Consider the following 23,831-nt stretch of genomic DNA (forward strand, 5'->3'; position numbering starts at 1 on the left):
CCAGAGCAGGGCGCCCCAGTGATTTCTATAATATTCATTTACATTCTATACAATTCAAAATAGCTTTCGTTCATGCTCTTCAACGAAAACGTACTCTCTAGTATTTCTTTATTATTTCTTCTAATATTATCAATAGTTTTAGAATCAAAATTTCTTGTCGTCTCTAAAACAGATTGAATATCATCTTTCAAAACTATCCCTTGAATGCCACTGTCTAGTACTTCTTGATGAGGAGGGATGTTAGATACAACAGGAACACAACCGGCCCCTATAGCTTCTAAAAGTGCAATCGGCATTCCTTCAATTGAGGAGTTAGTTACGTAAAAATTACTACGTTTTAGTAGCTCATATACTTTTTTTCTTTCAATTAACCCTGTCAACACGATGTTTTTGCTATTTAAATTTTCAATGTCATCATGTAGAGGACCTTCTCCTACAATATATGTATTTACATCCATTTTAGCTAACTCTCTTACAAAAGGCATCGGTCTTTTGAGAGCGACAAGGCGTCCAACAGAGATATAATCAATATCTCTATTTTTTGACCACTTCGTCAAATTCTCACTTATATCAACTCCATTTCTAATCACGATACTTTTGGAGTTGAAAGCTTTCTCACCAAATGAAGAACGACTAGATAAGCTACAGTAGACAACTTTATCAGCGAAGAGCTTATTAAGACAATAAAAAAAATAATTCTTGCCTTTCAAGTTATCTCTCGAAGTATGTACAGTGTAAATAATTTTTGAATGCCTATTTCTTACTGATAGAAGCTTTACAATATATACTATAAAAAGCAATTGATGAGAATGAACATGAAACACATTTGCATTTGAAGTATAAATACCTTTAAGAAAATTTATACTCCCATCACACAACGACAACAAATCTATCTTAATGTTTTTATATGCTTCTTTTTGATAATTATAAAATTCGTTATATCCCATACTAGTTGGGCTTTTCTTATTAATTACATGAGTAACTTTTAACATTTTTCGACTTCAAATTAGGATAAACCAAAAACTTAAACTGTATAAACTCTAATACATTTCCCAATAAAATAGAGCCCCCTGTAGCGATAGCCGCTCCTGGCAAACCCAATATTGGTATTAATTTAACATTCAATATGACAGAAGTTAGCATGATAATAATACTATTGAGATAACCATAATATTGCTTATTTGAGAAGAACAAAAAATACCCGTTCAAACACAGCTTAGTATAAATAAGATGCGTAACAAAAAAAACAATCGACAACTCAAAAATATCTTTTAACTTTAAAACATCTAAAATCACATTCAAATTAATCACATAGATAACGACAATACCAGTTAACAATGTAACCAAAGAAACCTTATTTGTTAAGGTTTTCGCTTTATTTATTGCTTTATTATAGTTGTGCTCTTTAAATAGTTTGGAGAATACATGTAACTTTGCAGCTATGAATACCTGTTGAAAAAAAAGTATTTGATACATAATTCTGCTGACCGTTGTATAATCACCTAAAGCTTCAAAACCAAGAAAGTCCTTAACAAAGAAACTGTCAATTCGAGATAAAAGCATATATGTAAAACCCATAAATATAATGGGAGTAGCAACTTTAATTCGTTCTAATGTATTCTTGATTATATTTTTAGAAAAATCCTTAAAAGACTCCGAATCAATATAAATCAAAATCTTTGACAAGAACATCAGCGAAACTAAACCGGCTATAATATAAGAAACTGAAGCACTGAATGCACTAACATCTCCTAGAGTCAATAATATTGCAAAAAAAACACAAATAAATACCACTGATTTCAATATATCTTTAAAAAGATACCAAAACTTTGTTTTACCTACGCCGCGATAATACGTAACCGTATTAATTAACAGTGCTATTGTAATACTTGACATCACAACTAACATGTCAATATCAAGTAAATAAGCTAAAGCAAAAATCACTAAAGAGAAGATTAATGATATTAAATTAACTTCAAATATCGCTTTTTTATACTCAGAGTCATTGCTTTTAATATTTTTTATTATTAGGTTTTGCCCGCCATAACTAATCACATTGGAAAGTAGAGCCGTTTGTATTAAAAAATAGGAATACTTCCCGTATTCACTATTAGTCATAAATATTTTTGGTCCAACTTCAATAAAAAACAACAATAACTTTGCTACAGCGGCGACCACTAAAGTGTCAATCATTTTCTTTAATCCCCTGCATTGTTACAATGCAAGAAGGTCCACAATCAAAGTAGACAACCGCATTCGGAGTCACAGAGACATCTTCACCTAAGTTGCATGATATTACTTTTGCACCGGTAGATAGATAACACCTATCCCCAATAGTAATTTCATTATTAATTTTCGATTCATTTACTCCAATAGTAACATTATGGAATATAGTAACATCATTTCCAATTCTAGCTTTTGATGATATAACAACACCAAAAGCTTTATGCGGTAAACGTACCCTTTCACCTATAACAGCTTTGTATGAAATCTGACTTTGAAGACCAAACAACCTTTTTATTAGAGTAAAAAAAAATCGAAAAAATCGAATAGACCATTTAAACTTCAAAAATATAAAATGTTCTAGTCGATATATTAAAAGCGTAATGAAAGAAGAGAATGAATTAAATTCCCAATCAGATCTTATTTTTCTTAACATGCTTATCTCTCACTATGACTACTTTACTAAAAAAAATAACAAAAATAATTGGTATTACATAAAACCACCACCAAGTTTTTGTTATTGATAAAAACTCAGATCTAAATATTTTATACAGATATGGCATTGTCACAGCGGTAATATAAATTGCAAAAACATACTTCCTAGACAAATAACTGAGGATACCTAAGAAAACACCTAATAAAGCGAATACAACTGGAACACCAATAAAACCAAAATTCAAGATTGATTCGCTAAATAAGGAGAACCCCCTTCCCCCACCAGCCTGAGCAACGATTGGCTCAAACTTATTCACATACCATATAGACAAGGGGACTGTATCGTAAAATGGATGAATAAAGCTTATGAAAGCATCTAAAAATGAGGTCCCTAATAACAATGGTTCATTTTTAACATCGTTTGTAATTATAGCCCATTGGTAAAGTTCACTAGGAACAGATATAGAAAATTTATCAAAACTAAAGCTTTCACTAAAAATTAAAGTTGATAACAACCATTTCCAAATTAGTGCAATAAATATCCCTACTCCAATAACCAAGTTCACTAAATATGTTTTAATATAACCAAAATAAGAAAGGATAAACAAAGATGGAAATATAGCCGCCACTAGCTGCGCTCTAGATATTGTTAATATTGAATATATAACCATTAAAGAACATAAGAACAACCATGTCTTTTTATAAAAACTTTTTTTATTAACGCAATAACAAAGTAACGAAAACGCCGCAACTGCACAAGCTAGATCTCTAAATAGCATCAGATGACTAAAGCTTCTTGTATAACTTGTCCTCATACTACGAGATGTCAAGAAAAACTCTATAACCCCAATTTTTATTATCACTACATATACAAAAAGAAACAACGACAATATAGAAAAAAATAGCACACCATACTTAACTTTGTCATTTATTCTAAAATATGCTATCTCCCTTCTATTTTCTTTTAAAATCAACTCGGAAGTTAACATCGATGATAGAACACATGCAAAAATTGAAAATGCTAAAGATAACGACAAGTAAATAGCATTGGGTATATTTTCATCAGAAAGTAGAGGACCTATTGAATATAAAAAACCAAATAATAAAATAAGAAAGTTAATACTAAAACCATACCCTCTTATTTTTTGCTCCACAAAAACAAATAAAGAAAACAAAATTACCAATAAGAGAAATATGGCATTGCTATATTCAAACATGCAAACTATACCATTTATTAGAATTAATATTTAATCTTAATAGTTTGCCTTTTTAAAAAAAAGCACAACACAATGAAGCAGCTAAAAATGCCCCCAAAGATACTACCCATTAACACAATGATAAATCTATTTGGCAAAAATGGAGTTTCCGAGATGACTGCAGGGTCTATTATTTTAAAAACAAACTCTTCTTGCACTTCAGCTAGCATTAAACTTTTTGTTTGCTCTTCAATTAATTTATAAAATGTACTCTGCATATCAGCAACAGCGGTTTTTTGTAGCTGAGTATTCAGATAGGCTAGGTTTTGTGAAGTTTCAGCAATCGTACGTTCACGCATTACTTTGTTGATATCTTCAATCAACCAATTCACCCATTGCTGAGCTACATATGGTGAGTAATATTTTACTGACACTGTGTATAAACCACTCTCTTTGTCTTGGTTAATAGTCAGTACTTCTTTATTGAATACTTCAAACGCTTCTTGTGAAGTTGGGGTTGAACCGCGCAGACCATTGGGCTCTCGCAACCACTCACCTGTATTCGGATTATAAAGTTCTTCATCTAAGATAAGCTTGTTATTTGTTAAATCCCAATCTTTCGCTGCCATTAAAGGTACAAGCAAATCGTGTTTGTTAATGAATGTTTCGACAAACTGGCGAGACTTCATAACTTGAACGGCTAAATCTGTTTGAGAAGATTCCCCTGCCCCCAAGTTAACACCAGCTAGTGCCGCAAGACCACCTAACTGACCAGCCATTTTCGAGAGACCACCACCATTTGAGCTCTCTGCTGGCGCTAGTAATGCATCGGATTTGTATATATTCGGTAAGTTCAATGCATAAAATACGGAACCTATAGCAAACGCAAATGTTGTCGCAACAATGATCCACTTGCCTTTCCATAATGCTTTAAAGAGCTCACGTAAGTCGATTTCATCATCTGTAGACTGGGGTTGGGGTGGGTATGGAAGATAATTTGGATTGGGTTCTTTTTGTGGTTCCATTGGTCTTTAATCCTAAGCTCTGAGGTTCGTTATATTGGACTCAGAGATTGGTGAAATTGGGTAGATTGTTCTCCGACTTTCAAAACACAACCGCGCTGTGACAAGATTCCTAGTCTCGCTTCGGCTTGCTGGAATGACGGGTTACGGCTGAATAATGCAACTATTGGTGTTAAGAGTAGTATTTGCCGTTTTGACTAACAATGTTCATAAAATCGAGCTTATGTAACTTCAATCGTTACATAAGCTCTTACTATTATTGCATTTCTAATCTTGTTTTAAGCTGATTGGAATAACTTTGTCATTCCTTACTTCAACGCGTTGATCGCTACACCTGTTTGGTAAAGGATCTGCGTAGCCGCAGTCCAGGTGCTTAGTGCATCACGGTAGTCAGTATCAATTGGTACAACAATGGTATCGCCAGCTTTTAGCTCTTCATGGTTGTTACCAAACCAGTAACCTGACGTTGGTTTGTAAACCGAGCCGTCTGCACGTACTACGAAAATACGATCTTCATCTGCTTGTTTTTTCGCACCGCCGGCTTTATTCAAGTAATCATCCACATCTAGCTTGTTATCCAACAGATATGTAATCGGAACTTGAACTTCACCCATGATCGAAACCGTGTTGCGGAAGGTCGGTACAAATAGGAAATCACCATCTTCTAACATAAAGTCCGCAGAACGCTCGTCTTTAAGGATACGATTCAACTGTACAACCATACGTCCAAGAGCTTTGCTGCGACTTGCTTCTTCAACAAACTTCAGTGTTTTATCTGGGTCAGCGATCACCGACCCCATATTACTATCTGCACGGAAGGTTTTCTTCGCGGTTTCTGCGCGCATATCTGCCGCGTATTGGTTTAGTAGTTTTTGCTCTTGAAGGCGTAAAGCCTCACGAGTGAAGATAGCCCCTTGTGGATGTGCAAATTCAGTTAAACCGCCAGCGCGCTCTAACAGTTCACCTAAGGTTTCGCCCTGACGGACGGTGTAAGTACCAGGGAAGCGGACTTCACCTTGCAGTGTTACCGTGCTTTGCAGTTTGACGTTTGGCTTCTCCAAAATATTTAAACGGTCTCTGCCAACAATAATGGCATCGTCAGCGGTACTACCCTGAATTGCTTGGCGCAAGTCAATACGCTCGACATCAATAGAAGCGCGCTCATCTTTACTGTTAATTACTGTACGAGCTAACTCGGCGTTGATGGTGAATGCGTTATAAGTTAATCCACCCGCAGCTTCAATTAAGGTCGAAATCGTCATCCGTGGGGTAATTGGGTAACGCCCAGGGTGTTTTACCTCACCGAAGACTTCTGCAATTTGCGGAGCTAAACCCAGACGCGATTGCTGTTGAAGTTGTAGCAACACAGGTGCAAGTAACGTGCGACGCGTATTTTGCTTTAATGCTTCAAAATCGTCTTTAGTGATTTCTTTGCCACGGAATACGATCTTTGGTTGTTCTGAACCTTTTTCTAGTGGCGCTGCAGAAGACACAGCCACTGATGAGTTCATGACTTCTTGCTCTTTCAATTGCTCTTGCTGTGCTTGAAATTGAGCTTGCTCTAAAGTTTTCGCTTTGGAAACGGTTTCTTGATCCGCTAATGTATCCAAATCTTCGTTATTGAAGCGGTTAAACACTAAGACTCGATCGCGAGAGTTTAACTTCAAGTTATCCTTACTCGTTGGAGAAAGAATCGCGTTAGCAAGATTGACCTGATAAACCTCGATATCGCGTTGAGGGTTAATCTCACGCACAACAACGGCGTAGTTAACATCGGCTGTAGAATTGAAAGAGGTATCAACAGATTGGAATAAATCTGCGATTCTCAGACCACTCTTCCATTCAATAAAGCCCGGATGACGGACATCACCTTCGATTTGTACGTAACGAGTCAGCTCTTCATTTTTCTTAAGAACATTAACTGCATCACCATCTTTGACTTTAGCTTGTTGGTCATATGACTGGCTAAAGTTCAGCGTTAACGCATCGCGAGCACCTTTAGCTGCATACCGCTTCACTTCGATTTGATCGCTATAAGCGTTAGCCGTAAAACCGCCAGCCATTTGAATCGCTTGCTTATAGGTTTCGCCTGGTTTGATTTCATAGATTGCAGGACGGTTAATTTCACCACCAATCGAAATCGTGCTACCCAATGCACCGATGAAGACCACGTCTCCTGGTAGCAAGCGGATGTCGTTACGCGCATCCCCTTTCAACAAAAGGTCGTACATATCAAGCTTACGAATTACCTGACCATTACGCTTGAGTTGCACGTTACGAAGGGCGCCACTCTCACTAAAGCCACCGCTGTAGTATATCGCTTGAGAGATCGTGGTTAGGGCACTCACCGTGTAAGCGCCAGGCTTGTACGCATCACCCATTACAAACACTTGCATGGTGCGCATTTCGCCCAACGAAATATCACTACGAACCCCGATCATTTGCTCTTTTACACGCTGGTTTAAAGAATCGCGCACGTCAGAGAATGTCATCCCCGCCACTTGAACAGGACCAAGAGAAGGGAAATTAATGATACCAGCGCGATTAACACGAAGACGATGCGTCGTGTTCTCTTTACCAAACAGTTGGATAACGATTTCATCACCAGCTCCTACCGTGTAGTCAGCCGGAACAGGCACATCACTGATTGGTGCAAACGTCGTAGGTGAACCTGCAAACAAATCTAAACCAAAACGCTTTAGACCTTGCTCGTCTTTTTCGGCGTCGTTTACTTTTGCTTCAGCCGCGCTGCTAGCAACCGGACGTTGTTCAATCACTTGAGGATTTTGGTAACTGCTTGGCTGAGACGAAGCGCCGGATGGAATAGAGATACCATACTTACTCGCCAGTGCTTGTTGCTGGTCAGCAGGTAAGTTCTGAAACATCTGAATTTGTTCTGGGGTTGGAGTCTGCGCATTAGTAAGCGGCGCAAATAGGCTTGCCAGAATACAAGCACCTATCGAGAAATATCCTTTGAGCATGATAATTCGCTATTTAAAGTCAGGAGTTAAAAATCCTAGCTACAAAACTAGGCGCTAGGTCTTTAATTAAAATCGGTGTTGGAAGCCAAGAGTAAGTGCGTTCAAGCGAACCTGATCTTCAGATGTACTGTCAACAAACTCAAAGACAACCGCATTCTGCTTGTCTAAAGCGTAATGCATCCCTAAACCAAAGCTAAAACCTTGATCTTTATTTGAGCCTACATTCTGTTGGTCGATCTGAACGCTCGAATAACCAGCAAGTCCGTAAAGTGCGATACGTTCGGAGACAGGCATGTTCAACTTGATAAAACCACTCGCAAGGCTGTCTACTGCCAGTCCGCTGTCTCGTTGTACAGAGGTTCCGTAACGCACTTCAAAAGCGAGATAATCATTGAAAAAGTAACCAGCTTGCGCTTGAAGAAGGAAAGGGTTTCCCTCGGTTACTGAAGAAGAGGAATGATGAAATTCGGCGTTAGAGTAACTGACTAACGCACCAGCATAAAAATCTGCTGAGGCAGAAAATGAGCACAAGCCTAAGCTGATTGCACTCAACGCCCCTAGCCATGGTCGTTTATTAATCACGTAAGTGTTCCTTGGGTGTCGACTGACCGCTGCACATTATGAACGACGCGCGCAGTGAATGTCTGTTAACTTTTGTCAATTTCGTTTGTGCGTTTCCACGCTACCGCCCGGCGGCATTACGCGTTAGCCACTGTTCGCTGATTCCCGATTCATTCGGTTTATTGATATAACTATTCTTTTTAAGCCTCACTTTTGCGACTAGTCGTTCAAAAAAACAGTCTTGATAAACGCTACACAAAAGCTGGCAAATTATGCATGGATTAGCGCAAAACGGCAAGAGGGAGGGACTTCGAAGAGTTCTGTTTATGGTTAGCAAATTCTCACAGATGAGAAACTCATTGGCTGTCAGCGACTTAAAACAAGACACACAAAGAGTCGCGTTGAATAAAAATCGTGAACGTTTGCGTGAACGCTGAGGTGACTTCAACTTAAGTATTTTTATTAAATACGATAATCACACCTAAGCAACCCTCTATTCTTCCACGATCTTTCTTTAACGTTAGGTAAATTCGGATAGGAAACTATTTACATGCTGATTGTTTTTTAACTAAAATGAGAAATGGTGTGTGATAAACAGACCAAACATCGATGTTTTAAAATCTGAAATACAAGGATTAATAATGAAGAACACAGCTCTAGCTATTCTTATGGCTCTAAGCGCATCAACTGCATTTGCAGCGACTGAAGCTGGTACTACTGGTACAGCAGCAGCATCTGCAACTGGCACAACTGCAGTAGCAGTAGGTGCAGCAGCAGCAGTAACTGTAGTAGCAGTTGCAGCGTCAGACAGCGATTCAACTTCAACGTCTACTTCTACTTCTACTTCAGTAACTAAATAATTTTTTAGTTTTGTAGATATGGAAACAATCGCCCTGATCTATTCAGGGCGATTTTATTTGTAATGAGGGAATGATGAACACCTTTCTATCGCTAAAATGGATGCGCTTACTTATTGCCCTACCTTTACTGAGCTCAATCTTTGGCTGTACACAAAAATTTAATGACGTATCCGCGACAGTCCAAGAAGCTTATGGCAACTACATCGATGTCGAGCTAACTCCAAAAGAAATTGAAGCAGTTCCTTATGCCAGTGCTTACTTAAAAATTGGTGACCAAAAACAGGTCTTCGTAGTGTTGGCCTTTGCTGAGCAAAACCCACTAACTGGCAATACACAGTTAAAGTGGGTAAGTGCAGACAAGGCGATGGTGGTAACAGAAAACGGTCATATCGTTAAAACTATTGGTTTGCAAACCACCAATCTAGCAGGCATTTATGGCAACGTTCCTGCCTACTCAGCGCCCTCTGCACAATATTCTCTTTCTTACGATTGGTCTGACAAATACCGTTATGGATTCCCGGCTAAAGTCCAACGTTCTCGTCAAGGTAAAGAAACCGTCATCACCCCTATTTCATCTATCGCTACTGATGTTTATAGCGAGGTTGTAATGTTTACCAGCTTAGAAAAAAGTGTAGAGAACCAATACTGGGTAAACGCTAAAGGAGAAGTAGTGAAAACACGTCAACACTTAGGTCCAAATATGGTGCCTGTTGAATTGACGATTCTGAAAGGGTACAGCAAATCATGAATAAGCGACTGCTATCTTTATTAAGCCTAAGTTTAACGGCAACGATTCTGGCGACACCTACTATCGTTCAAGCTCAAAATCTCACCCCATCATCGCTCAATGTAGAACTTGTCGGAACAGGAAAAACATTGCAGTTCCAACGAGCAGCACGTTTAGAGAGCGTACTTAAGCATGCACAAGAACAACAAGTCGCCCTACAATACCCTTTAGCCGTGACTCTATTTGATAATTCCGAAACTGCAGTGCAAGAAAGTACTGCCTTAAAGAATTCGGTGCTGAACCAAATGATTCAACACAATTTAGTTGCGCACCCATTTTACAAGTTTATCCAACAAAGCCAGTTTGCACCTCGCGTGCTGTCAGACATTGATGTTGATCGCATTCGTCTAGATAAATTTGATAACCCTCTTTTACAAGGTCAACTTACGTTAAGTGCTCCAAAACGTGAAGAAAAAGTATTGTATGTGGGTAACTTGGAAAAAGTCTACGCAGTAGAAAACCAAGCGGGTATCGCTCTGCATGAACAGGTCAAGAATCTAGGTTCAAGTGATATTGGTGAGCTCGCCTATCCGCCAATCCTAATTTACCCGGATGGCAAGGTCGTTCATCCTCACCATGGCAGTTGGTTAACCACTCAATATTACTTACCACCACTTACCATGGTGTACATCCCATTTGATGAATTCGAAACATCACAAATGGATAAAGATATTGTCGCTCTGCTTGCACAACGTAAACCAACCTCATCGAAGAACTAAACATGAACCTGATCAGAACCAGTTTATCCCTGTCTTTAATGGGTCCAGCGTTGGTGTGGGCTCAAGACATGCCTTTCGAAGTACCACAATTGCAACCATCACAAATGGACTTTGGTGGTGTCGGCTTAATGCAGATGCCAACCGGTCGTATGGCGCCTGAAGGCGAGTTTAACTTTGCGATTACTGGCAGCGATGAGTACCTTTTCTACAACGTCACACTGCAAGTCATGCCTTGGTTAGAAACGACGATTCGCTACACCATGGTGAATGATCTCTTTTATAGTAGCGATCCAAGCTTCTCGGGTGATACCAAATACACTGACAAAGGCATCGATTTTAAAGTTCGACTTTTGCAAGAGTCAGAGTACTTGCCAGAGCTTTCTGTGGGTGTGCGTGACTTTGCAGGCACCGGCCTTTTTGATGGCGAATTTGTTGCCGCGACAAAACGTTACTCTAACCCAAGTCTCGGTACCTTTGATTTTACGTTAGGTATGGGTTGGGGCTACTTAGGCACGCGCGATAACATCAGCAACCCTGCATGTAAGCTGTCCGATAGTTTCTGTGAACGACCTTCTGATTACAAAGGTCGTGGCGGTAGTGTGGATTTTGAACGTTGGTTTAAAGGTCCGGCAGCACTCTTTGGCGGTGTCGAGTATCAAACTTTGCACGCACCACTGCGATTTAAGCTTGAATACGACAGCAACGATTACAGCGAAGATTTCCCTGTGGTACGTGGTGGTGTAGACATGACACCTCATACGCCTTGGAACTTTGGTGTTTTGTATCGCTTAGGACATATGGCAGATTTGCGCTTGAGCTACGAGCGCGGCGATACGTTAGTGGCAGGCGTAAGCCTTTACACAAACTTCAATGATATGCCGTCTTTCTGGCGTGATACACCAACGCCAGAAGTTGAAGACAAGCAACCAGAGCAACTGTCTGATGTAGATTGGGAACGTGTTACTGAGGAGCTGGATAAAATTGCTGGCTACCAAAATACCCAACTCTATGTTGAAGATAATACCGTTTCGGTTGTCGGCGAGCAGAAAAAGTATCGTGATCGCAACGAAGCTCATGAAAAAGCAGCGGCAGTCCTTTACAACGAAATGCCAGACAACATTGATACCTTTACTATCAATGAACGCAGTCGTGGTCTGATCGGAGATCAAACGGTTATCTCCAAAGAGAAATACCGTGACTTTGCAGAAGTTAACTACATCAATCCAAATATCGAAGATGCGACATCAACCTCGAGCGATAAACCGCAAGGTAAACCTGCTTACGATGGTTTTGAGCGCTTTGATTGGGGCTTCTCACCAAAACTGGCTCAGACCTTAGGCAACCCAGAAGAGTTCTATCTGTTCAGTGTCGGTTTAAGTGGCAGCGCCTCTTATTGGCTGACAGATAACCTAGAAATTGGTGGCTCGCTATACTGGGATTGGTACAACAACTACGATAAGTTTAACTACGTCACCCCACCAGACGGCACTTCGATTCCTCGGGTACGTACCATGTTCCGTGCTTATCAAAATGAACACGCGATAACCATGTCCAACCTGCAGTTAACTTGGTTCCAAGAATACTCAGATACCATGGACCAACAATTCTACGCTGGTTATCTAGAAAGTATGTTTGCGGGTGTGGGTACCGAATTCCTGTACCGACCGAAAGGCGCAAACTGGGCAATAGGTGCAGATGTTAACTTGATCTCTCAACGTGACCCGCAAAGCTACTTCGGTGTATACGATGAGAAATGGCAATACGTTCCAGAATATGGGCGTCCGTTCCAAGTTGTAGACAAAGGCTTTACTGGTTTTGTATCGGGTTATTACTACCCTCAATGGGATTTCCTACAAGATTTGATGATTCAAGTTGATGTTGGTCAGTTCCTCGCGGGTGATATCGGTACACAAGTGAATGTATCTAAACAGTTCAAGAGTGGTGTCATTGCTGGTGCATTCGCATCAATCAGTGATTTGTCGGCTGACGAATTCGGTGAAGGTAGCTTTACTAAAGGCTTCTACATTTCAATTCCATTCGACATCATGACAGTGAAACCAAGCAACAACCGCGCGTTCTTTAGCTGGCAGCCACTGACTCGCGATGGTGGTCAGAAGCTAGGTCGTAAGTACAGCTTGATTGAACTGACTGATGAACGTAATCCTTGGTATCAAAGACCAAACGCGTCAAACGCTGAATAACAACACTATTTAAGGGAGCTTCGGCTCCCTTTTGTTTATACCCAAGCGCTCTTTACCTTTCTTTTCCTTCCAATAGCGCTAATTTCTGTTTCTTGCTAGAATTCCTGAGAAAATTTTAATCTATGGTGGAAGTCTTATGATCATCGTAACTGGTGGTGCTGGCATGATCGGCAGCAACATTGTTAAAGCACTGAACGAAGCAGGTATTAACGATATTCTGGTTGTCGACAACCTAAAAAATGGCAAGAAGTTTAAAAACTTAGTTGATCTTGATATCACAGATTACATGGATCGTGATGACTTCCTTACTCAAATCATGGCAGGTGACGACTTCGGCCCTATCGAAGCTATCTTCCATGAAGGCGCTTGTTCTGCGACAACCGAGTGGGACGGCAAATACATGATGCTAAACAACTATGAGTACTCAAAAGAGTTGCTTCATTACTGTCTAGATCGTGAAATTCCATTCCTGTACGCGTCATCAGCAGCAACATACGGCGAGACAGAAACGTTTGTTGAAGAACGTGAATACGAAGGCGCACTCAATGTATACGGCTACTCAAAGCAGCAATTTGATAACTATGTGCGTCGCCTATGGCAAGATGCTCAAGAACATGGTGAACAGCTTTCTCAAATCACTGGTTTCCGCTACTTCAATGTGTACGGTCCGCGTGAAGATCACAAAGGTAGCATGGCATCGGTAGCCTTCCACCTAAATAACCAAATCAATGCAGGTGAAAACCCTAAACTATTTGCTGGTAGCGAATCATTCAAACGCGACTTCGTTTACGTTGGTGATGTGTGCAAAGTTAACCTTTGGTTCCTAGAAAATGGTGTTTCTGGCATCTTCAACTGCGGTACTGGTCGTGCAGAATCTTTTGAAGAAGTGGCAAAAGCAGTGGTCAAACACCACAACAAAGGTGAAATCCAAACCATTCCGTTCCCTGAGCACCTAAAAGGCGCTTACCAAGAATTCACTCAAGCGGACCTAACTAAGCTTCGTGCAGCTGGTTGTGATGTAGAATTCAAAACGGTAGCAGAAGGTGTTGCTGAATACCTAGCGATTCAAAACCGTTAATTCCCTTCAAAGGTGGTAGTTAACTCTCTACCACCTTTACTCTGATACGATTACTAGTATCATTTCTACAGACCCCCAATCGCCTTTCTTCAAAAATATAGGTACTTAAAACTTCATGACTAATCAACGTGATGATTTCGATCCTAAAGCTTATAACCCTGAATTTGAGCGCCACTTTTTAGCGCCGAAGTATTGGGGTACGTGGATAGGCGTTGTCCTTTCTTTGCCGCTTGCTTTATTACCTTTAGGGGTTCAAAAATGGCTAGCAAAAACCATCGCGAAGAAACTGGCTAAATCGCACAAAGGTCCGGCTCACCGAGCTCGAGTCAACTTTGAGCTGTGCTTCCCAGAGAAATCATTTGAAGAGCGCGAAGCACTGATTGAAAAAACGCTTTATACCGCAGCGTTGTTCTTTTTCCGTTTCAGCTTACTTAGCTTACGTTCATCTAAATGGTTACAGCAGCGTTGCCAGATCCGAGGTTTAGACATCCTTCAAAAACACATCGACAATGATGAGAAAGTCATTTTGATGGTTCCACACTCATGGGCAATTGATATTCCCGCGGTATTACTTGCTTCGATGGGAATGCCCGTCTCTGCGATGGCAAAAAAGCAGAAAAATGAAGTTGCAGATTGGCTAATGCACGAACAACGCGTGCAATATGGCGGTCGCGTTTATGAACGCTCTGGTGGTGTTAAGCCGTTTTTGAAATCAGTTCGTGACGGTTACATTGGCTATTACTTACCCGATCAGGATCATGGTCCTGAACACAGCGTTTTTGTCGATTTCTTTGCAACCAGAAAAGCAACGCTCCCAGGCTTAGGTAAAATTGCCAAACTATCACGCGCTAAAGTGTTACCTATGTTTGCTTCTATGAATACAGAAGATGGTACGTTTGATATCGAAATCTTACCGGCGTTTGAATTAGACAAGGGCGAAGAACAAGATGCTCGCACTTGTAACCAAGCGATTGAGTACTTTGTAGCAAATAAGCCTGAACAATACATGTGGGTGTTGCAGCTTTTACACTCTCAAGAAGATGGCAATAATTATTACAATTTGTTTAAACCAAGATATAACAGCGACTGGAAAGTGCAGTGAAAGTATTTGTCGTAAGCTTGGCTAGATCACTGGATCGCCGAGAACGTATTGAAGAAAAGTTAAAACAACAGGGCATTGAGTTTGAATTTTTTGATGCCGTAGATGGATCTATTGACGGTTTTCTTCATTCAGAAAAAAGCCGTCCAGCCATAACTCAGCGCCGCAAAGGGTATCAATTAAAAACCAGTGAAGTTGCCTGCTTCTCAAGCCATTACGAGTTGTGGGTTCGCTGTACTGAGCTTGATGAACCGATCATTATCTTAGAAGATAACGTCGACCCTGTAGAAGGATTAAAGCAAGTACTCACGCATACCCTTCCGCTGACTTCTACTTATGACTACATCAAGCTGTCTGCCACTCAGAAGCGTGCATTCACTCCAATCATACCGATTGATGATAGTCATACGCTAGGAGGCTACTCTGCTGGGACTTGTGGTACCACCGCTTATATTGTCACACCGAAAGCAGCCTCTAAGTTTGTTAAGCATGCTCAAGAGTTTATCGAACCGGTAGATGACTACATGGAAAAACCATGGCGTCATAATGTTCAGACTTACAGTGTTGCCCCAGATCTTTTCACTAGAGCTCAAATCGCTTCAACGATTGGCGCTAAAAGAAAAGACAAGTCGAAGATGACCGTACCTAATAAGATCTACGCAGAACTCTTCAGAACCTACGAATCCATTCTTAAGTTTATGTACTGGAAGAACAAAGCATGAAAATACTCATCATCGGACCGTCTTGGGTTGGTGATATGGTGATGTCACAGTCACTGTACATCGTTTTAAAGCAACTTCATCCAGAAAGCCAAATTGATGTAATTGCACCAGGTTGGTGTAAACCAATTCTTGAGCGCATGCCAGAGATCCACCAAGCCATTGAAATGCCTATTGGTCATGGTGAGTTCAACTTATTGGGTCGTCGAGAAATTGGTAAATCATTACGAGAAAAACAGTACGACCGCGCCTACATCCTACCGAAGTCTGCAAAGTCAGCACTGATTCCTTGGTTTGCTAATATCCCACTTCGCACTGGTTGGAAAGGTGAAATGCGCTACGGTCTACTCAATGACTTGCGTCCAAATATGAAATCTTTCCAGTTTATGGTTGAGCGCTATGTTGCATTAGCCTATTCACAAGCGGAGATGATCGACTCTTCTTCTCTGGGCGGTTTAGAAACATTGCCTCGCCCTAGCCTGTTTATTGATAAACAAGAACAAAGCGCTACGATTTCTAAGTTTAATCTCAACCAAGAATCTCCTGTTGTTGGTCTATGCCCTGGAGCGGAATTCGGTCCCGCGAAAAAATGGCCCGAAGCGCACTATGCAGAAGTGGCAATTCAAATGGCGAAATCAGGGCATCAGGTATGGTTGTTTGGCTCTCAAAAAGATCTCGAAACCTGCAACAACATCAAGCAATTAGTACCTCAAGAACATCAGCATCAGATTCACGTTCTAGCAGGGCAAACAAGCTTGATTGAAGCGGTTGATCTTCTGGCGGCTTGCCAGACTGTTGTTGCGAACGACTCAGGTCTGATGCACGTGGCAGCGGCCGTTGGCTGTAATGTCGTGGCGGTCTATGGCTCCACCTCACCAAAATACACGCCACCACTTGCAGAGAAGGTAGAGATTGTTCATACGGACATTGACTGCCGTCCATGCTTTAAGCGCGAGTGTCAGTTTAAGCATTTGAAGTGCTTAACTGAGTTATCGCCAAAGCAAGTTTTGGATAGTATTCAAAAACTAGAAGCGATCGCTGTTGGCTCATGTTAATTCGTATTCTTTATACTCTCTTGCTCACAATCGCATCGCCTTTCCTATTGTTTGGCTTATACAAAAGTAAGCCAAACAAACCCAAATTTGGTCAACGTTGGAAAGAGCACTTTGGTATTACTCCGAAATTAACAAGCGACGAAAAGCCGATTTGGATACATGCAGTCTCTGTCGGCGAAAGCATTGCTGCTACGCCTTTTATTAAGGCGCTTAAAGAGCAAAACCCTGATCAGCCTATTCTGGTTACGACCACGACGAGTACCGGAGCGGAACAGATTGCTAAGCTGGGTGATTTAGTTGAGCACCGCTATATGCCGATTGACTTTGCCTTTGCGGTAAAACGCTTCCTGAAGACAACACAACCGAAGAAAATGCTGATCATCGAGACGGAGCTATGGCCAAATACGTTAAACGAGGTCCATAAAGCTGGTATTCCTATCAGCGTGGTCAATGCCCGCTTATCAGAAAAATCATGTAGCAACTACGCCAAAGTTCAGCCTTTGTTTAATGTGATTGAGCCGTGCCTAACAAAGGTGCTGTGCCAAAACCAGACAGATGCAGATAGATTTGAAAGTTTGGGTGTAAGCAAAGAAAAGCTTGCTGTTACAGGCTCAATTAAGTTTGATATCCAAATTTCTGACCAAGTGAAAAAAGCAGGTAGAGAGCTTCGAGAATCTCTTGGCTTGAATCGCCCAGTTTGGATTGCGGCAAGTACACACAAAGGGGAAGATGAGCAAGTACTTCAAGCTCATAAAGAAGTGCTAGCACAGCATCCAGAAGCGCTCCTTATTATCGTTCCTCGCCATCCAGAACGCTTTGATGATGTCTTTGCGCTTTGCCAAAACTCTGGCTTCAATAGCACCAGAAGAACCAATGCTGCAATAGTTAACGCCGATACACAAGTCTACCTTGCTGATACTATGGGTGAAATGCTGATTCTCCTTGGTGCCAGTGATGTTTGCTTTATGGCAGGGAGTTTGCTTGGGAATAAAGTTGGTGGGCATAATGTGCTTGAACCAGTCGCACTCAACGTTCCTGTAATATCAGGCCCTAGCTACTTCAACTTCAAAGCGATTGTAGAAGACATGATTGCTCTAAATATTATCGACATTACTGATAAAACTCAGCTAGCGAGTAAAGTACTAGAACGTTTTCAACACGATAACTCTCAGCAAATGAGTGATTTTATTCAAGGCTATTTAAACTCAACTCAAAAAACAATTGAAGCAATTAAATAATGTCGCAGACCCATTCAGCCTACTTTGTCATTACCGTTTTTGTGATTGCAATAATTGCCCTTGTCACAAGGTATCAAAACAAACCTGAAAAGGTTTTTGGAGTAGTTTTGCTTGTTTTATATGGCAGCAGCGCCGTATCGACAGAGCAACTCATTAGTAGCATTACCAACCCTGGCGTACTTACGCTAGTGCTACTCATCATCTGCTCACTAGCTTTGGAAAAAACCTCACTACTTCGTAGAATCTCGCAATTAGTCATCAAACCTAGCTATAAATCTACCTGGGTTCGACTGTTCTCGATAACCACATTGTCTTCAGCGCTTCTAAACAACACAGGGGTAGTCTCCACCATGATCGCCCCAATACGTGCCAATGCACTTCACCCAGCCAGCAAACTGCTACTTCCTCTATCCTTTGCAGCCATCCTTGGTGGAACACTAACGCTGATCGGCACTTCGACAAATTTAATCGTCAACAGTATGGTGCTCGATGCTGGGCTACCTAGTCTCTCCTTTTTTGATTTTTCACTTGTTGGCGGCATTGTTGTACTTGGGTGCGGGCTCACCCTGTTTTTACTTAGCCATTGGCTACCTAGCAACATTGAACGAGCAGATACTCAAGCTCAATACTTCATTGACGCTGAGGTAGAACCAAACTCCCCACTTATCGGTAAAACTATTCAGCGCAACGGTCTGAGAAATCTAAACTCTCTGTTTTTAGTCGAGATTCATCGCCAAGGAAGAACTATTTCACCAGTATCACCACATGAGTTAATAGAGGAAAATGATCGCCTGTTATTCTGTGGAGAGATTAGAAAAGTAACTCAGCTGAATCACTTCCCGGGCTTATCACTCTTTGCTCATAAAGGCGAAAGGCTAAGTCATGATCTCAAAGAGGTAGTGTTACGCCCTGAAAGTGCTTTAGTAAATAAGACTCTAAAACAAATTGGCTTTCGCGCTATGTTCAACGCAGCAGTTGTCGCGATCCGACGCGATGGCCACACGGTTTCCGGAAAGCTCGGTGAAGTTACCTTAAAAGCTGGTGACTATCTGGTACTCGCTGTAGGTGATGACTATCACCAGCGAAATAACATCGCTAAAAACTTTATCCAGCTCCAAGCGCTAAAAGCCGATAGGCTGCTCAAAGGACCGCAAGAAATTATCGCTGTTCTTGGCTTTTTTAGTGCTATCGCCCTCGCAGCTATGGAGATAGCTCCACTGCTACACAACCTGATCTTGTTACTTGGTGTTCTACTATTAACTGGAGCACTGAAAACGAATGAAATTATACGAAGACTACCAGTCCAGATATGGCTAGTCATTTCATCTGCACTTTTGCTGTCTCAGGCATTAGATAACAGTACAGCAGTCGACCTCCTGCGAAGCGCAATGACAGAGCAAGCTGAGTTTATGAGCCCGTTGTCAGGGCTTATCATGGTTTACTTGGTCACTTTGTTGCTAACGGAGTTGGTCACCAACAATGCGGCGGCGGCCTTAGTCTTCCCTGTTGCTTATGCCCTCGCGACGAGCCTTGATGCAAATCTTCATAGCTATATTTTAGCTGTCGCGTTCGGCGCAAGTGCAAGCTTTATTAGCCCATATGGATACCAAACCAACTTAATGGTTTACAATGCAGGTCAGTACTGTATCAAGGATTATATAAAGATTGGGGTGCCGATGAGTATTACGTATAGCGGTTTAGTATTAACGGCTATCACAACTATCTATGGCGTTTAACTCCCTCATCGAATTAAAGAGAGACCGGAATGAAACTTTCTCCACAACGAATGACTCACCTTAAGCAACTTGAGGCAGAATCTATCCATATTATGCGTGAGGTAGCTGCCGAGTTTGATAACCCAGTGATGCTTTACTCTGTTGGTAAAGACTCTTCAGTGATGCTACACCTTGCGCAGAAAGCCTTTGCGCCTGGCATTCCCCCGTTTCCACTTATGCATGTTGATACCACATGGAAATTCAAAGAAATGATTGAGTTTCGTGACTACATGGCGAAAAAGCTTGGTATGAAGCTGATTGTGCACCAAAACCCAGAAGGGCTTGCGATGAACATCAGCCCATTTGTGCATGGCAGCTCAAAACATACTGATATCATGAAGACACAAGGCCTAAAACAAGCCTTAGATAATCATGGCTTTGATGCTGCTTTTGGTGGTGCTCGTCGTGACGAAGAGAAGTCTCGCGCTAAAGAGCGTGTTTACTCTTTCCGTGATGAACATCACCGCTGGGATCCTAAAAATCAACGCCCTGAGCTTTGGAATATCTACAACGGCAAAGTAAACCAAGGCGAGAGCATTCGTGTATTCCCTCTTTCTAACTGGACTGAGCTGGATATCTGGCAATATATCTACCTAGAGAACATCGAGATTCCAAGCCTGTACTTTGCAAAAGAGCGTCCCGTCGTTGAACGTGATGGTATGTTGATCATGAAAGATGATGATCGCATGGAGCTTCGTGAAGGGGAGACGGTAGAACAACGCATGGTTCGCTTCCGTACACTAGGCTGCTACCCATTAACGGGAGCGGTTGAATCTCAAGCAACAACGCTACCAGAGATCATTCAAGAGATGCTGCTTACAACCACTTCTGAGCGCCAAGGTCGTGCCATTGACCACGATAGCTCTGGCTCAATGGAGAAAAAGAAACGTGAGGGTTACTTCTAACTATGACCTCGCCGTTTCAAAAGAAGCGCAATGAGTCTGTGAGTGACGATGTGGTGTGGCATAACACCAGCGTAACTCATGAAGATCGTGTTGCGCTTAAGCAGCAAAAGCCTGTTGTACTTTGGTTTACCGGACTTAGTGGCTCAGGAAAATCGACCGTCGCTAACGCGGTAGAAAGCAAGCTATTAGCGTTAGGTAAACATAGTTACCTTCTTGATGGTGACAATGTGCGCCACGGTCTAAACAAAGATCTTGGCTTTAGTGATCTAGACCGTATTGAGAACATTCGCCGCATTGGCGAGGTGGCTAAACTATTTGTCGATGCCGGGAACATTGTTCTGACCGCGTTTATTTCGCCATTTATCTCAGATAGAGAGCAAGTGCGCCAGTTAATGCAGCAAGGCGAGTTTTTAGAGGTGTTTGTTGATACTCCACTCGAAATCTGCGAGCAGAGAGATCCTAAAGGCCTGTATAAAAAGGCACGCGCAGGTGAGATTAAACACTTCACTGGCATCGACTCTGAGTACCAAGCACCTATATCTCCAGAAATTCACATCAAGACAGCTGAGCTGTCTGTCGAAGCGTGTGCCGACCAAGTGATTCGAGCGCTCACTGAAAAAGAATACATTTAAAAGGAAGTCATTATGTCTCATAGCTCTGAGCTTATCGCTAAAGACATTGAAGCGTACCTAAACGTACATGAAAACAAAGACCTACTTCGTTTCTTAACTTGTGGTAACGTTGATGACGGCAAATCTACACTGATTGGTCGCCTGCTATACGACAGCAAGCTGATTTATGAAGATCAAATGGCTGCGATCGAAAAAGATTCTCAAAAGTTCAATACGACAGATGAAGCGTTCGACTTAGCGCTACTAGTCGACGGTCTACAGTCCGAGCGTGAACAAGGCATCACGATTGATGTTGCCTACCGCTACTTCTCAACCGACAAGCGTAAATTCATCATCGCCGACACTCCAGGACATGAACAGTACACTCGTAATATGGTTACGGGTGCTTCTACCTGTGATCTTGCGATTGTAATGGTTGATGCTCGCCACGGTATCCAGACGCAAACACGTCGTCATAGCTATATCTGTAGTCTACTTGGAATTCAGCACGTTATCGTTGCCGTTAACAAAATGGATCTGATGGACTACAGGCAAGAGGTGTATCAGAAAATCAAAGCCGATTACCGAGATATGGCAAAGAACTTCAACATCAAGGATATCCGCTTTGTGCCAATCTCTGCTCTAAAAGGCGACAATGTTGTCACTCCAAGTGAGAACATGGATTGGTACCCTGGCGCTACATTAATGAAGCTGCTTGAAACGGTTAAGATTAACCAAGACATCAACACTGAAGCAATGCGCTTCCCAGTGCAATATGTCAATCGCCCAAACCTAAACTTTCGTGGTTTTTGTGGCACCCTTGCTTCAGGCATTGTACAGGTTGGTGATGAGGTTACTGCTCTTCCATCGAACAAAGTTTCTCGCATCAAATCTATCTTTACCTTCGATGGTGAGCTAAAAGAAGCAATGCCGGGTCAAGCGATCACCCTAACGCTTGAAGATGAGATCGATGTGTCACGCGGCGATATGCTTGTCCATTCCAACAACATTCCAGAGGTTGTAGACGCTTACCAAGCCCATATCGTTTGGATGGATGAATCTCCGATGCAAACGCATAAAGAATACCTATTCAAATTTGCGACTAAAACCTGTACAGGTAAGGTTTCTCAAATTGAGCATAAGATTGATGTTAATACACTTAAGCAGCATGATCATAAAAATACGCGCCTTGAGTTAAACGAGATTGCACTCGCCTCAATAAAGCTTACCGATAAAGTTGCAATGGATGTTTATCAGCAGCTACCTCAAACTGGCGCTTTTATCATTATTGACCGCATTAGCAACGTGACTGTCGGCGCGGGTATGGTGTCATCGATACAATTAAACCATACTAAAGAACCAGCTCGTATTTACTCAGAAGCAGAGAAAGAGCTCAATGCTTATGTATGTAAGCACTTCCCAGAGTGGGGCTGTGTAAAAATAAACTAAATAAATAGGTGAGCCATAAATATATCGCTCACCTATTTTATTGGGAAGGGTTAGAGAATATTAGATTTCTGATCCTCTCCTTTATCGCTTTCCTCTGAGATTTTCGTGCTCTTTTTTTATATTTTCTTATTCGATTGTTAAATGACTTTAAGTTCACTCCATCCAAATCTTGTTTCAGTGACTCTAAACTATTGACCATTGCTAACAAAAAGTCTCTCTGATTTTCGTGAGAGGACGAGGACATCCTTGTTGAAAAAGAATCTTTTTGATTAATTCTATATACAGACATTGGATCAGGTAAGTAGACTCCGCCTCCTTTTACAGAAGACATAATCTGCATAAAATAGTCTCCACATGGCATTAATTTAATAGTGCTTGATGAAGCTAGGCATAAAGCAGACTTACGGATAAATAAAGATGCTGTTGGGCAGTAATCACCATCTCCTAGTATAACTTCATCAGTAGAAACGTAATGAGTTCCCTCAAAATGATTTGAGACTAGCTCTCTATTGCCTTCTGGGTCCTCCGAGTATGCTGGATGAAAGCAAAGGTCTATATTTGGGTTCCCCTCTAAAGTATCAAATTGTTTCTGTAGCTTTGTATTATCTATCCAATAGTCATCACCTTCGCAAAAAGCTAAATACTCCCCTTTAGCCTTTGGCGATAAGTGTGACAATGCTAGAGTTCGGATGCCTTTAGAGTAAAGATTTTCATCAGTATACATTCGAACTATGTTCGAATGCTTTTCACATATCTCATCAACAATTTCTCTACTATTGTCCGTAGAGAGATCATCATAAACAATAATTTCAAATTCGAAATCACAGGACTGGTTGAGAAAACTATTAATTGTTTTCTCAATATATTTAGAGTGATTATAACAAACACAAAGAATTGAAACTTTAACAGACATATTA

The 23,831-nt window shown here is 41.3% G+C and carries 21 protein-coding genes; 13 read left to right on the plus strand and 8 right to left on the minus strand.

All coding sequences use genetic code 11. The annotated features are described in order from the left end of the window. Nucleotides 1–38: 38 nt before the first annotated feature. From OH459_RS13630 to OH459_RS13660, 7 genes are all read right to left on the minus strand, one after another. Nucleotides 39–992 (minus strand): glycosyltransferase family 4 protein, encoded by a 954-nt coding sequence (locus tag OH459_RS13630; RefSeq protein WP_269987161.1) that lies wholly within the window; start codon nucleotides 990–992, stop codon nucleotides 39–41. Next, complete coding sequence (locus OH459_RS13635; RefSeq protein ID WP_269987163.1) at nucleotides 967–2,193, minus strand: oligosaccharide flippase family protein; 1,227 nt, start codon at nucleotides 2,191–2,193, stop codon at nucleotides 967–969. The genes OH459_RS13630 and OH459_RS13635 overlap by 26 nt, the downstream gene beginning before the upstream one ends. Beyond that, nucleotides 2,186–2,659, minus strand: a complete 474-nt coding sequence (locus tag OH459_RS13640) for a serine O-acetyltransferase (protein WP_025792531.1) — start codon at nucleotides 2,657–2,659, stop codon at nucleotides 2,186–2,188. Before OH459_RS13640 ends, OH459_RS13635 begins: the two co-directional genes overlap by 8 nt. Next, the gene (locus OH459_RS13645; RefSeq protein WP_065769427.1) at nucleotides 2,637–3,875 is read right to left on the minus strand and encodes an O-antigen polymerase; all 1,239 of its coding nucleotides are present in this window, start codon (nucleotides 3,873–3,875) and stop codon (nucleotides 2,637–2,639) included. The genes OH459_RS13640 and OH459_RS13645 overlap by 23 nt, the downstream gene beginning before the upstream one ends. Nucleotides 3,876–3,898: 23 nt before the next feature. Then, nucleotides 3,899–4,879, minus strand: coding sequence for a Wzz/FepE/Etk N-terminal domain-containing protein (locus tag OH459_RS13650; RefSeq protein ID WP_269987167.1), 981 nt, complete (start codon nucleotides 4,877–4,879; stop codon nucleotides 3,899–3,901). A gap of 305 nt (nucleotides 4,880–5,184) precedes the next feature. Beyond that, nucleotides 5,185–7,857 carry an SLBB domain-containing protein gene (locus OH459_RS13655; protein ID WP_269987169.1) on the minus strand — a complete coding sequence of 891 codons (2,673 nt, stop codon included), beginning with the start codon at nucleotides 7,855–7,857 and terminating at the stop codon, nucleotides 5,185–5,187. Nucleotides 7,858–7,923: 66 nt separating this feature from the next. Then, on the minus strand, nucleotides 7,924–8,439 hold the full coding sequence (locus OH459_RS13660; RefSeq protein ID WP_069542521.1) for a porin family protein: 516 nt from the start codon (nucleotides 8,437–8,439) through the stop codon (nucleotides 7,924–7,926). A gap of 620 nt (nucleotides 8,440–9,059) precedes the next feature. Between OH459_RS13660 and OH459_RS13665 the strand changes: the two genes are divergently transcribed. The 13 genes from OH459_RS13665 (at nucleotide 9,060) to cysN (ending at nucleotide 22,914) form a co-directional block, all read left to right on the plus strand. Next, complete coding sequence (locus tag OH459_RS13665; RefSeq protein ID WP_017449110.1) at nucleotides 9,060–9,278, plus strand: hypothetical protein; 219 nt, start codon at nucleotides 9,060–9,062, stop codon at nucleotides 9,276–9,278. 73 nt (nucleotides 9,279–9,351) lie between these two features. After that, nucleotides 9,352–10,026: a YjbF family lipoprotein gene (locus OH459_RS13670; protein ID WP_269987355.1), complete on the plus strand. Its 675-nt coding sequence runs from the start codon at nucleotides 9,352–9,354 to the stop codon at nucleotides 10,024–10,026. Next, nucleotides 10,023–10,784 carry a capsule biosynthesis GfcC family protein gene (locus OH459_RS13675; protein ID WP_050908809.1) on the plus strand — a complete coding sequence of 254 codons (762 nt, stop codon included), beginning with the start codon at nucleotides 10,023–10,025 and terminating at the stop codon, nucleotides 10,782–10,784. Before OH459_RS13670 ends, OH459_RS13675 begins: the two co-directional genes overlap by 4 nt. A gap of 2 nt (nucleotides 10,785–10,786) precedes the next feature. After that, nucleotides 10,787–12,985 carry a YjbH domain-containing protein gene (locus tag OH459_RS13680; protein WP_269987175.1) on the plus strand — a complete coding sequence of 733 codons (2,199 nt, stop codon included), beginning with the start codon at nucleotides 10,787–10,789 and terminating at the stop codon, nucleotides 12,983–12,985. A 136-nt stretch (nucleotides 12,986–13,121) separates the two neighbouring features. Continuing rightward, nucleotides 13,122–14,063, plus strand: coding sequence for an ADP-glyceromanno-heptose 6-epimerase (gene rfaD / locus OH459_RS13685; protein ID WP_049534435.1), 942 nt, complete (start codon nucleotides 13,122–13,124; stop codon nucleotides 14,061–14,063). 115 nt (nucleotides 14,064–14,178) lie between these two features. Continuing rightward, complete coding sequence (gene lpxM / locus OH459_RS13690) at nucleotides 14,179–15,165, plus strand: lauroyl-Kdo(2)-lipid IV(A) myristoyltransferase (RefSeq protein WP_005434372.1); 987 nt, start codon at nucleotides 14,179–14,181, stop codon at nucleotides 15,163–15,165. Further along, nucleotides 15,162–15,884, plus strand: coding sequence for a glycosyltransferase family 25 protein (locus tag OH459_RS13695; RefSeq protein ID WP_269987178.1), 723 nt, complete (start codon nucleotides 15,162–15,164; stop codon nucleotides 15,882–15,884). The genes lpxM and OH459_RS13695 overlap by 4 nt, the downstream gene beginning before the upstream one ends. Beyond that, nucleotides 15,881–16,936, plus strand: a complete 1,056-nt coding sequence (gene waaF, locus OH459_RS13700; RefSeq protein ID WP_010645842.1) for a lipopolysaccharide heptosyltransferase II — start codon at nucleotides 15,881–15,883, stop codon at nucleotides 16,934–16,936. Before OH459_RS13695 ends, waaF begins: the two co-directional genes overlap by 4 nt. After that, entirely contained in the window at nucleotides 16,930–18,174 is a 1,245-nt protein-coding gene (gene waaA / locus OH459_RS13705; protein ID WP_053053405.1) for a lipid IV(A) 3-deoxy-D-manno-octulosonic acid transferase, read from the plus strand. The genes waaF and waaA overlap by 7 nt, the downstream gene beginning before the upstream one ends. After that, a complete protein-coding gene (locus OH459_RS13710) occupies nucleotides 18,174–19,910 on the plus strand; it encodes an SLC13 family permease (RefSeq protein ID WP_049534425.1) in 1,737 nt (578 codons plus the stop codon). Before waaA ends, OH459_RS13710 begins: the two co-directional genes overlap by 1 nt. A 29-nt stretch (nucleotides 19,911–19,939) precedes the next feature. After that, nucleotides 19,940–20,854, plus strand: a complete 915-nt coding sequence (gene cysD, locus OH459_RS13715) for a sulfate adenylyltransferase subunit CysD (RefSeq protein ID WP_269987179.1) — start codon at nucleotides 19,940–19,942, stop codon at nucleotides 20,852–20,854. Between the two features lie 2 nt (nucleotides 20,855–20,856). Continuing rightward, nucleotides 20,857–21,486, plus strand: a complete 630-nt coding sequence (gene cysC / locus OH459_RS13720) for an adenylyl-sulfate kinase (protein ID WP_269987180.1) — start codon at nucleotides 20,857–20,859, stop codon at nucleotides 21,484–21,486. A 12-nt stretch (nucleotides 21,487–21,498) separates the two neighbouring features. After that, entirely contained in the window at nucleotides 21,499–22,914 is a 1,416-nt protein-coding gene (gene cysN, locus OH459_RS13725; protein ID WP_049534420.1) for a sulfate adenylyltransferase subunit CysN, read from the plus strand. A 37-nt stretch (nucleotides 22,915–22,951) separates the two neighbouring features. On the opposite strand, the gene OH459_RS13730 is transcribed toward cysN, so the two are convergent. Further along, nucleotides 22,952–23,827, minus strand: a complete 876-nt coding sequence (locus tag OH459_RS13730) for a glycosyltransferase family 2 protein (protein WP_269987181.1) — start codon at nucleotides 23,825–23,827, stop codon at nucleotides 22,952–22,954. Between the last annotated feature and the right edge of the window lie 4 nt (nucleotides 23,828–23,831).

Source organism: Vibrio sp. MM46, assembly GCF_027587135.1.
GTDB classification, from domain to species: Bacteria; Pseudomonadota; Gammaproteobacteria; order Enterobacterales; family Vibrionaceae; genus Vibrio; species Vibrio harveyi.